The organism is Actinoplanes siamensis (assembly GCF_016862395.1).
In the GTDB taxonomy this organism is placed as follows: domain Bacteria; phylum Actinomycetota; class Actinomycetes; order Mycobacteriales; family Micromonosporaceae; genus Actinoplanes; species Actinoplanes siamensis.
Window position 1 is genome coordinate 1 of record NZ_BOMW01000108.1, and the last position, 10,762, is coordinate 10,762.

The following is a 10,762-nucleotide window of genomic DNA, read 5'->3' on the forward strand; positions in this document are numbered from 1 at the left end:
CCCCGGCGAAGAACAGGTACATGTTCTGCCCGTCGGCGATCAGCGTCTGGTCGATCGGGCCGGTGCCCGAGCCGGAGACGCTGCCGGTGAACAGCGGCTGCGGCGACGACCAGCCGTTGGGGTTCGTCGGGTCGCTGGACGTGCGGTAGATGAACGGCCACGCGCCCCACTGGTAGGCGAGCACCCAGATGTTCTTCGGGGCGAAGTAGAACAGGGTGGGCGCCACGGCCGCCTGGCTCATCCCGTTCTGCGCCGCCGAGGCCATGCCGGACCAGTCGTCGAACAGGCCGAAGTTCATCGAGCCGTAGGACGAGCCGGAGACGTTCGACGCGTACACCAGGTGCTTGCCGTTGTAGACCACGTTGGTGAAGTCCTTCAGCGAGACCCACCCCGACCTGGGGTTGGCCAGTGAGCCGGTGGACGTCCAGCGGTAGTTCGACGGGAGCGCGCACGTGCCGCCCGGCGTCGAGGGCGAGGGCGAGGGTGACGACGGCGACGGCGAAGCCGACGATGACGGCGGAGCCGACGGTGAGGACGGGGTGGTCGTGCCGGTGCAGTTCACGCCGTTCAGCGCGAAGCCGGACGGGACGGGGTTGCTGCCGGTCCACGACCCGTTGAAGCCGAACGACACCGAGCCGCCCGTCGGGATGGCCCCGTTGTAGCTCACGTTCCTCGCGGTCACCGCCGCGCCGCTCTGCGTCACTGTCGCGTTCCACGCCTGCGTGACCGTCTGGCCGGCGCCGTACGACCAGGTCAGCGTCCAGCTCGCCAACGGATCGCCGAGGTTGGTGATGGACACCGAGGCGCCGAACCCGTCCTGCCACTGCGACGACACGGCGTAGCTCACCGAGCAGCCGGCGGCCGCGGCGTCCGCCGGCCGCGCCAGGGCGACAGCTGTCGAGGCCAGCAGGGTGAGGGCGGCCGACGCCAGGGCGGCGGTGACCGGTCTGGATCTGGTCATGACTTCTCCTGGAGGGGGTTCGGCGAATGCCTAGGGGGTGGTCAGATCGAAGCGGTTGACCGTGACCGCGCCGCCGAGCGCCTGGGTGGCGTAGTCGAAGATGCCGAAGCGGTAACCCATGAAGAACTGCCAGGCGTTGTTGAGCGTGAACGCCGGCCCCAGCGTGGTGAAGGTGCTGCCGTTGGTGCTGTAGGAGAAGGTGGCGGTACGACCCGAGCCGGGCCGGATGTCGGCGCTGACCCGGAGCCAGATCCGCCCGCCGCTGACGCCCGCTCCGGCCGCCTCCGTGCCGGTGCCGGTGGTGGCCCAGCTGGAATTCATGGTCAGCCCGTTGGTCATCGACACCCGGGTGGCGCCGTTGTCCTTGCGGATGCCGATCCACGCGGAGGAGTCGCGCAGCATCGCCAGCCCGGCCCGGTCGCCGTTGGCCATCTGCGAGTAGTCCAGTTCGATGGTGGCCGTCGAGGACGGTCCCTGGATCCGGTGGGTGAGCGTGTTCCGGGCGTTGTACAGGTCGTTCGTCACCGTCGCGGTGGACAGCCGCAGGCCGTTGCCGACGCTGAACCGGCTGGTGTCCGGGTTGTGGTTCCACTCCCAGCGCGGGCCGAGCGTGCTGCCGGTGAAGGTGTCCGGGCCGGTCATCGGCTGCACCGTGCGGGTGGTGGCGATGTTCGGCCGCGGGTACGTCGCGCCCCACCGGCCGTTGACAGTGGTCAGCACCGGCCAGTCGTTGCTCCAGGTGATCGGCGCCAGTGTGGGCATCCGCCCGCCGGGGTAGGCGTCGGTGAAGGCCATGTACCACCAGTCGCCGTTCTGGGTCTGCACCAGCCCGCCCTGATGGGGCACGCCTCCCCCGGAGATCGGCCCGGGAAGATCGAGAAGGACCTGCCTCTGCTCGTACGGGCCCCACGGGCTGGTCGAGCGCAGCACGTACTGGCCGTTGGCCGGGCGGGTCAGCCAGATGTAGTAGTAGTTGCCGCGCTTGTACATCCGGCTGCCCTCGAGGGTGCCGATGCTCGACGGGGTGGTGTAAACGGTCTGCGCCCGCACCTGCGAGGTGAGGTCGGCGGAGAGCTGGGCGACGCTGATCGTGCCGTTGCCGTACGCCACGTACGGGGTGTCGTTGTCGAACAGCAGCCCGGCGTCGTAGTAGCAGTTGTTGATCCGGGCCTTCTTCGACCAGGCGCCGTCGACCGCGGACGCGGTGTAGACGTAGGTGCGGTTGAACTCGGTGCAGCCCAGCCAGTAGTAGGTGCTGTTGCTCGGCCGGTAGTTGAACGCCGACGCCCAGATGCCCTTGACGTACGCGCGGCCGCCGGACAGGTCGTAGGCGGACGAGTCGAAGTCCAGCCGCGGCACCGAGTGGCCGGCGTATTCCCAGTTCACCAGGTCGTAGGAGCGCAGGATCGGGGCTCCCGGCGAGTAGTGCATGGTCGAGGCCGAGTAGTAGTACGCGTCGCCGACCCGGATGATGTCGCCGTCGGCGAAGTCCTGCCACACCACCGGGTTGGTGAAGGTGCCGGTGGACGGGGTGCCGCCGGTGCCGACCGGCACGAGCTGCCACTGCTGGTTGGTGCCGTTCCAGTCGGCGTACTGCACGATGTCCGCCCCGTCGGTGGTGGCGGCGTTCTGCACCTCGACGGCCTTGCCGCTGTTCCGGTTGATCAGCTGGATGTACCCGTCGACGTCCTGGACGCTGAACTGCTGGTTGGTCCCGCCGTTGTCGGTCCACTGCACGAGCGCGCCGCCGTCGGCGGTGGACTTGTTGGCGACGTCCAGGACCTTGCCGGAGTTCTTCGACCGCAACCGGTAGTAGCCGCCGCCGGAGTCGACGAACTGCCACTGCTGCTGCGCCTGGTCGTTGCGCGTCCACTGGGTGATCCGGGCCCCGTCGGTGGTGGCCTGGTTGTACACGTCGAGCGCCTTGCCGCTGTTGCGGTTGACCAGCACGTACCAGGCGTTCGTGTCGATCGTGGCGGCCGACGCCGGGGTGCCGCTGGCGACGACGAAGGCCGCGGCGAGGATCGCGGTGAGGGTGGCGGCCAGCGCGCGGACCGCGTACCGGACGTTCATCGCACGCTCCCCGCCCCGGCGAACTGCCACCAGTTGACGTTGAACAGGTAGCCGCTGCCCCCGGTGAACCGCAGGTAGAGGTCCTGGGTGCCGGTGGCCCCGCTGACCGGGCAGGTCACCGTGGTCCAGGTCTGCCAGCCGCCGGTGCCCGCGACCGTGCAGGTGCCGACCAGTGTGCCGGTGGGCCCGCCGAGGCGCAGTTCCAGCCGGCCGCCGCTGGTCCCGGAGGCGACCCGCGCCGAGAACGAGGTGGCGCCGGATCCGAACGCGACGCCTTTCACCTTGATGTAGTCGCCGTTCTCCAGGTAGCCGACGTTCATGCCGCCCTCGGTGGAGGGCTCGGTCTCCACGCCCGAGCTCCAGGCGATGGTCTCGGCCTCCTGCCGGACGTACGGGTTGAGCGTCCCGTTCTGCGGCGCGCCGGAGGTGGTCATGGTGACCTGCGGGATCGTGCCGTCGGCGTTGTAGCTGAACTTCTCCACGGCCACCGAGCGGGTGTAACCGCCGCCGCCGGGCAGCGCCCCGTTGTGGTAGAAGAAGTACGAGTTGCCGTTGAAGTCGATGACTCCCGGGTGGTTGGTGAAGCTGCTGCCCTGGGTGGGCATCACGGTGCCACGGTAGGTCCACGGGCCGGTCGGGCCCGGCGCGGTGGAGTAACCGATGAACTCCGAGCAGCACTTGGCGGCGAAGACGTTGTAGTAGATCCCGTTGCGCTTGTAGACCCAGGGACCCTCCTCGTACAGGGTCGGGCGCGACGCGTTGCCGGTGCGGGTGCCGAATCCCGCAGTGGTCAGCGGGATCTGGTTCACGCCGCCGGAGTAGCTGATCATGTCGCTGTTCAGCCGCACGTACCAGAGGTTCGGGTTGCCCCAGTAGAGGTAGGCCTGACCGTTGTCGTCGATGAAGACCGTCGGGTCGATCTCGCCGTTCTCCACGAGCGGGTGCCCGAGCGCGTCGGTGAACGGGCCGGTCGGGCTGGACGCCACCCCCACACCGATCGCCATGCGCCCGGTGGAGCGGTTGGTGACCGGCACGTACCAGTAGAATTTGCCGTTGCGATTGACCACCTGCCCGGCCCAGGCGTCCGACTTCGCCCAGCTGAAGGTGGCCACGCTCATCGGCGAGCCGTGGTCGGTCCAGTTCACCATGTCGGCCGACGAGTACAGCCGCCACTCCTTCATCGTGAAGTAGGTGGAGTTGTCCTCGTCGTGGCCGGTGTAGAGGTAGACGCGGCCGTTGTAGACCAGCGGCGCCGGGTCGGCGGTGTAGACGGTCTGCACGATCGGGTTGTCGGCGTGCGCGGCGGTCGGGACCGCGGCTGCCAGCAGCACCATGGCTGCCGTGCAGAGCATGCTGAGGAAGGGTCTGCTGCGCATCAGACACGACTCCATCGCTGGTTGGCGGCGGCGGTGCAGGTCCAGAGCAGGACCGGCGTGCCGTTCGCGGTGAGGTTGTGATCGACGTCCAGGCACAGGCCGGAGGCGGCGCCCCGGATGGTGCCGTCGGTGTTGACAGTCCACTGCTGGTTGGTCCCGCCGTTGCAGTCCCAGAGCTGGACCTTCGCGCCGGCGGTGGCCCCGAGCGGCGCGTCGAGGCACTTGCCGAGCGCCTGGAGGGTCTGCCCGGTGCTGGTCCACTGCTGGTTGGCGCCGCCGTTGCAGTCCCAGACGACCGGTTGGGTCCCGTTCGCCGTGGCGCCGTCGGGCACGTCCAGGCATCGTCCGGACGAAGCGCTGACGATGGTCGTCGTGGTCGCCGGTGTGCTGGTCCCGCCGCTGACCCGGTACACCACGGTGCCGTGGCCGGGAACGCTCGCGCTGATCCCGCCGGTGCTGCTGGTGGTGGCGCCGCTCCAGGCGTCCTGCAGGGTGAACGAGGTGCCGGACTTGCCGATGGCCGCGGCCGTGGTGGCGACGGTCGTGGTGGAACCGCCCTGGTTGAACAGGGCGACCGCGACGTCACCGTTGGCCAGCCGCTTGGCCAGGACCCGGCGCGTGCCGTCGTACGAGACCTGGTTCGCCTGCAGGCCGAGGGTGTCCTGGTTGATCGCGATGAGGCGGGGGTTCTTCAGGATGGTCTGGGTGGCGGCGCTCATCGAGCGCAGGTCGTTGCCGGCGATCAGCGGTGACGCCATCATCGACCAGAGCGCGAAGTGGCTGCGCTGCTCGGTGTCGGTCAGGGTGCCGCGGCCGACCTCCATCATGTCCGGGTCGTTGAACTGCCCCGGCTTGGCGTAACCGGCCAGCGGCACGGTGACGTCGACGATGTTCTTGATGCCCATCGGGTAGCCGTTGGTCTGCCCGGTGTCCCAGGCCAGGGTGATGTCCTCGGTGGTGCGCCACAGGTTGGCGACGTCGCCCCAGTTGCGCTGCGGTCCCGTCTTGGCGTGCACGCTGTTCGGGTTGATGCTGTAGACGATCGGCCGGCCGGTCGCGGCGAGCGCGTCGCGCATCTTGGCGAACGTGGTGACCTGGTCGTTGATCGTTCCGGTCGGTGAGCACCAGTCGTACTTGAGGTAGTCCACGCCCCAGGCGGCGAACTGCCGGGCGTCCTGTGCCTCGTGGCCCAGGCTGCCGGTGGCGCCGGGATAACTGTTGAAGTACTGGGCGCAGGTCTTGTCCAGCGGGCCCTGGTAGATGCCGAACTTCAGGCCCCTGCCGTGCAGGTAGTCGCCGAGCGCCTTCATGCCGCTGGGGAACCGGGTCGGGTCGCCCTGCAGGTTGCCGGCGCTGTCGCGGTTCGGGTTGAACCAGCAGTCGTCGACGACGACGTACTGGTAGCCGGCGTCGCGCATGCCGCTGCTGACCATCGCGTCGGCCATCTGCCGGATCAGGGTCTCGCTGATGTTGCAGCCGAAGGTGTTCCAGGTGTTCCAGCCCATCGGCGGGGTGCGGGCCACGCCGTTGTCCAGCGCCTGGGCGGCGGAGCCGGGGAGGATCGCCGCGGCGCCGGCGAGCAGCAGCAGGCCCGTGGCGAGCAGGGTGGTGAGCTTCTTCATCATCGCCTCGTCCAGAGCTGGTTGGCAGCGTTGGTGCAGGTCCAGAGGATGGTGGCGGCGCCGTTGGCGGTGGCGCCGCCGCTGACGTCCAGGCACAGGCCCGACTGCGCGTTGCGGATCGTGCCGCCGGACGAGAACGTCCACCGCTGGTTCGCGGCGCCGGTGCAGTCCCACAGTTGGGCCTTGCTGCCCGCAGTCGCGCCGGTCGGTGAGTCGAGGCACTTGCCCAGTGACTGCACGGTCTGGCCGTCGTAGGCCCACAGCTGGTTCGCGGCGCCGGTGCAGTCCCAGATGATCGGCTGGGTGCCGTTGGCGGCGCTGCCACCCGGGACGTCCAGGCAGCGCCCGGAAGCCGCGCCGACCAGCGCCTGACCGGTGCCGGTGGCCGGGTCGCCGAGGGATCCCGGGACCGAGCGCAGCGCCGCGTACCAGGTGGCGGCCATCTTGTCGTAGCCGCCGGCGGTCGGGTGGACGCCGTCGATCAGGTCGGCGGTGGTCAGCGCGGCGTGCATGTCGACGAGGTGGACCCGCTGGCCCTTGCTCCCGACGATGCCGGGCAGTGCCGCGTTGAAGGTCCGCGCGGCGGCTTCCTGGCCGGCGTTGGCCAGCGGGATGATGGTCGCCACGAAGACGTCTGCCGCGGGCGCGGCGGCGGTGATGTGGTCGATCAGGGTGGACAGCCGGCCCGGCGCGCCCGCCAGGTTGTAGTTCTGCAGCACGTCGTTGGTGCCGATGTGCAGCAGCACCGTGCGCGGGGTGGTGCCGCGCAGCCAGCCGCCGACGTTGGCGTCGATTTGATCGATCCGCCATCCGGGGTGGCCTTCGTGGTCGTGGTCGCCGAGCGCGGCCGGCCCGTTGAACTGCGACCCGACGAGGTCGACCCGGTATCCGGCGGTCGCCGCCCGCTGCCACAGGCCGATCCGGTAGCCGTCGGGTACCTGCGTCCCCTCGGTGATGGAGTCGCCCAGCGGCATCACGCGGGTGCCGCCGTTGGATTCCGCGGCGGCGGCGCCGGGCTGGACGACGACACCGGCGGCGGCCATCGCGGCGGCGAGGACCGCCGCGCGGAACCACCGTCTTCTTCTGGGCATGACGATGCTCCTCGGGGATGGGCTGGAACAGGGGGTGCTGTTATCGCTCACACCGGTCGGCCCGCTGATCACGCGAGACCGAAGAGGGACGCCGACCCGGGATGGGAGCGCTAACAACTTGAGTCCGAAGATTGCCAGGATGTTTCCGGACATTCAAGAGGCTCTTTGTGGTCGGTTCGCCGGACGATCTCCGAACAGGGTCACCCGATCTGGCTCTTCCGGCGGTCCTTGCTGGTGACGCATCGATCGGAAAGCCGCGTGAACCGATGCGCCATCCGAAAAATTGATGATACGACTCCGCGGGAGCCGGCCACATAACACTTTCCCTACACGAATAAATTGTTATGCCGACTCGGGTGCGATGGTCGGACCTTGCAGTCCTCGGAAATACGCTGAAACATTGGCGGATGTTTATGGGAGCGCTCCCGTCCCCCGCCGGAGAAAAGAGCTTCTGATGTCCCTACCAGGTCGCGTCCACCTGACCGCGGCTCTTTCCGCACTGGTGCTGGTCACCGCGATGGTCACCGGCATTCTCGGCGCCACGCCGCAGGCCTCGGCCGCGGCGGGGACCGCCGGATGCGGCAAGACGCCGACGTTGTCCAGCGGCAGCCGCACCATCCGCAGCGGCGGCCAGAACCGCAGCTACATCCTGCGGATCCCGGACGGCTACGACCGCAACCGCCCGTACAAACTGATCTTCGCATTCCACTGGCTGAACGGCACCGCCGGTGACGTCGCGACAGGTGGCTCCGCCGGCGCCACCTGGGCGTACTACGGCCAGCAGCGGCTTTCGGACAACAGCGCGATCCTGGTCGCGCCCCAGGGCATCGACAACGGCTGGGCCAACACCGGGGGCCGGGACCTGACCCTGGTCGACGACCTGACCGCCCTGATCGAGGGTGACCTCTGCGTCGACACCTCGCAACTGTTCGCGCTCGGCTGGAGTTACGGCGGCGCGATGAGCTATGCCGTCGCGTGTGCCCGCCCGGCCGTCTTCCGTGCCGTCGCCGTGCTCTCCGGAGCCAATCTCAGTGGCTGCGCCGGCGGCACCCAGCCGGTCGCCTACCTGGGCATCCACGGCACCCACGACAGTGTGCTGGACATCTCGCTGGGACGCGGGATCCGGGACACGTTCGTACGGAACAACGGGTGCACGGCACAGAACCCGCCCGAACCGGCCCGGGGCAGCCTGACGCACCTCGTGACCTCCTACGCGGGTTGCCGGGCGGGCTATCCGGTGCGCTGGGCCGCCTTCGACGGCGACCACACCCCGGAACCGGTGGACGGATCGACCACCACGAGCGGCGCCCGTACCTGGACCGGCACCGAGATCTGGAACTTCTTCTCGCAGCTGCCCAGCACCACGCCACCCTCCACCTCACCGTCGGCGTCGCCGTCCACCTCACCGTCAGCGTCGCCGTCCACCTCGCCGTCCACGACGCCCGGCGCCTGCGCCACCGCGTACCGCGTGGTGAACAGCTGGCAGGGCGGCTTCCAGGCGGACGTCACCGTGTCGAACACCGGATCGGCGGCCGCCACGGGATGGCGGGTGAGCTGGACGCTGCCCTCCGGACAGACGATCAGCCAGGTCTGGAACGGCTCGCTGACCGTCACCGGCGGCACCGCCACGGTCACCAACGCGGCCTACAACGGGTCGGTGGCCCCCGGCGCCGGGGCCACCTTCGGGCTGATCGCGTCCGGGAGCGCGACCGCCACCCCGGCGCTGACCTGCGCCCTCCTCTGATCCACCGATGCCGCCGCGGACTCCCTCAGCCCGGCGAGAGGCGCCCGGCCAGGGAGTGCGCGGCGCTGGTGACCAGCTCCCGGTCGTAACTGACCACGAACTCGAACCGCCGGTCGCCGTCCGGACCGGTGTCGCCCAGGTCGCGGGCGATCAACGCGCCGCAGACGTGCGCGCCGAGAACCACCACGGTCCACTCGCTGGCCAGCGGATCCAGCACGGACAGCGGGGCCCCGCGCACACCCGGCGCCGGGCTGGCCGGCATGTCCACGCCCAGAGCCCCGACGAACGGCAGACGCCTGGCCAGTTTCGTGAAGTCCCGCACCGTCGACGGTCGGAAGAACCGCGCGTGCTCGAACGCGGCCAGCAGGACCGGCGGGACCGCGGACTGCAGGGCCATCAGCTCCAGCGTCTTCGACAGCGGGATCAGCAGGTGCTTGGGCGCATGCCGGATCCGCCGGTGCGGTCCGAGCAGCCGGTACGGCGTCGCCTGCCGCGCCGCCCCGATCGCCCGGGCGGCGAACCGCTCCGGGCGGAACGTGGCCGGCGAGAACCCGCGCTCGCCCCGGCCCCACAGCCACCCCTGACCCAGGGTCGCGCCCAGCACCAGGGCCCGGGTCAGATCCTCCGGCGTCTCGATGCCCTCGGCCACGACCTCGGCGCCGGCCTGCTCGGCATAGGCGCGAACCGCGCCGGCCACGGTCACCGTGGCCGGATCCTTGACGGTGCGCAGCAGGCCCAGGTCGAGTTTGACCACCTCGGGACGCAGCAGCGGGATGAACGCCAGGGACTCCGGCTCCACCCCGACGTCGTCCAGGGCGATGGCGCAACCGGCTGCGCGGAGGCGCTCGGCGCCGGCCAGCACGCCGGCGAGGTCGGCCGCCAGGGCCCGCTCGGTGATCTCGACGACCACCTGGACGTGGCCGGCGCGTTCGTGGAGAGCGTCGAGCACGACGTCGAGGTGCTGGGTCAGCGTGCCCGGCTCCAGGTTGACGAACAACGTCACCGCCCGGCCGCCGGAGCACTCCGCCGCGTCGGACAACGACGCGCGCAGGGACGCCCGCTCCAGATCGGCGAGCCGGCCCGCCGTGCGGGCGGCCTCCAGCAGCGCCAAGGGGGACGCCCACCGCGTCCCCGCGGGCCCTCGCAGCAGCGCCTCATGCGCCATCACGGCGCCCGAATCCAGATCGACGAACGGCTGGTAGACGCAGTGGACTCCACCGTCGCGCAGCAGGTCGTCGAGGCCGGCCCGGGCCGACATCGCCCTCACGTCAGCCCTATCGGCACGTCCCACCACCGCCTGAGCGGCATCGGCCCACGCGCAGCGGAGCCCCGGCCGGCGCGGCGATCGCGCTCGGCCGGGGCGGCCCGGTCAGTTCAGGCTGAACCGCTGGTTGGCCTGCCCGTTGCAGTCGTAGATCTGCACCTGCTGGCCGTTGCCGGTGCCCCAGACGTCCAGGCAGCGCCCGGACTGGACACCGCTGATGGTGCCGTTGCTGTTCACGTTCCACTGCTGGTTGGCCTGCCCGTTGCAGCTGTAGATCTGCACGGCCGCGCCGTTGCCGGACCCGGCGGCGTCCAGGCACCGGCTGCCGCCGTACACGGTCAGCTGCTTGCTCGAGGTGAGCGTCCAGGTCTGGTTGTCCTGGCCGTTGCAGTCGTACAGCTGGACCCGGGTGCCGTTGTTCTGCGACGCGTTCGTCACGTCGAGGCACCGGCCGGACTGGGCGCCGACGATCCGGCTGCCCGTTCCCGGCGTGACCGACGGCGAGGGCGACGGGGAGCCGGTGCCGCCGCTCGGGGTCGGCGAGGACGTGCCCGGGCCGGCGGCGTTGAGGGCGTTGAGGACCGAGGTGTACGCGGCCTTCTTGTTGCCGCCGCCGTCGAACAGCAGGGGG

At 70.1% G+C, this 10,762-nt stretch carries 8 protein-coding genes; 1 reads left to right on the top strand and 7 read right to left on the bottom strand.

Annotated elements, in window-relative coordinates:
- From Asi03nite_RS36815 to Asi03nite_RS36835, 5 genes are all read right to left on the bottom strand, one after another.
- Positions 1–961, bottom strand: a 961-nt coding sequence (locus Asi03nite_RS36815) for a non-reducing end alpha-L-arabinofuranosidase family hydrolase (protein WP_203685147.1), incomplete at its 3' end; no start/stop codon positions are given.
- 30 nt (positions 962–991) lie between these two features.
- Positions 992–3,034 (bottom strand): family 43 glycosylhydrolase, encoded by a 2,043-nt coding sequence (locus Asi03nite_RS36820; protein WP_239103201.1) that lies wholly within the window; start codon positions 3,032–3,034, stop codon positions 992–994.
- Positions 3,031–4,410 carry a glycoside hydrolase family 43 protein gene (locus Asi03nite_RS36825; RefSeq protein ID WP_203685148.1) on the bottom strand — a complete coding sequence of 460 codons (1,380 nt, stop codon included), beginning with the start codon at positions 4,408–4,410 and terminating at the stop codon, positions 3,031–3,033. Before Asi03nite_RS36825 ends, Asi03nite_RS36820 begins: the two co-directional genes overlap by 4 nt.
- Positions 4,410–6,032 (bottom strand): glycoside hydrolase family 27 protein, encoded by a 1,623-nt coding sequence (locus Asi03nite_RS36830; protein ID WP_373872220.1) that lies wholly within the window; start codon positions 6,030–6,032, stop codon positions 4,410–4,412. Before Asi03nite_RS36830 ends, Asi03nite_RS36825 begins: the two co-directional genes overlap by 1 nt.
- A complete protein-coding gene (locus tag Asi03nite_RS36835; RefSeq protein WP_239103202.1) occupies positions 6,032–7,123 on the bottom strand; it encodes an RICIN domain-containing protein in 1,092 nt (363 codons plus the stop codon). Before Asi03nite_RS36835 ends, Asi03nite_RS36830 begins: the two co-directional genes overlap by 1 nt.
- Positions 7,124–7,577: 454 nt before the next feature.
- On the opposite strand from Asi03nite_RS36835, the gene Asi03nite_RS36840 reads away from it, so the two are divergent.
- Positions 7,578–8,867, top strand: a complete 1,290-nt coding sequence (locus tag Asi03nite_RS36840) for a CE1 family esterase (protein ID WP_203685150.1) — start codon at positions 7,578–7,580, stop codon at positions 8,865–8,867.
- A gap of 25 nt (positions 8,868–8,892) precedes the next feature.
- Here the strand turns inward: Asi03nite_RS36840 and Asi03nite_RS36845 are convergent, their stop codons facing one another.
- Positions 8,893–10,125: a sensor domain-containing phosphodiesterase gene (locus Asi03nite_RS36845; protein ID WP_203685151.1), complete on the bottom strand. Its 1,233-nt coding sequence runs from the start codon at positions 10,123–10,125 to the stop codon at positions 8,893–8,895.
- A 111-nt stretch (positions 10,126–10,236) separates the two neighbouring features.
- On the bottom strand, positions 10,237–10,762 hold a 526-nt coding region (locus Asi03nite_RS36850; protein WP_203685152.1), incomplete at its 5' end, for an RICIN domain-containing protein.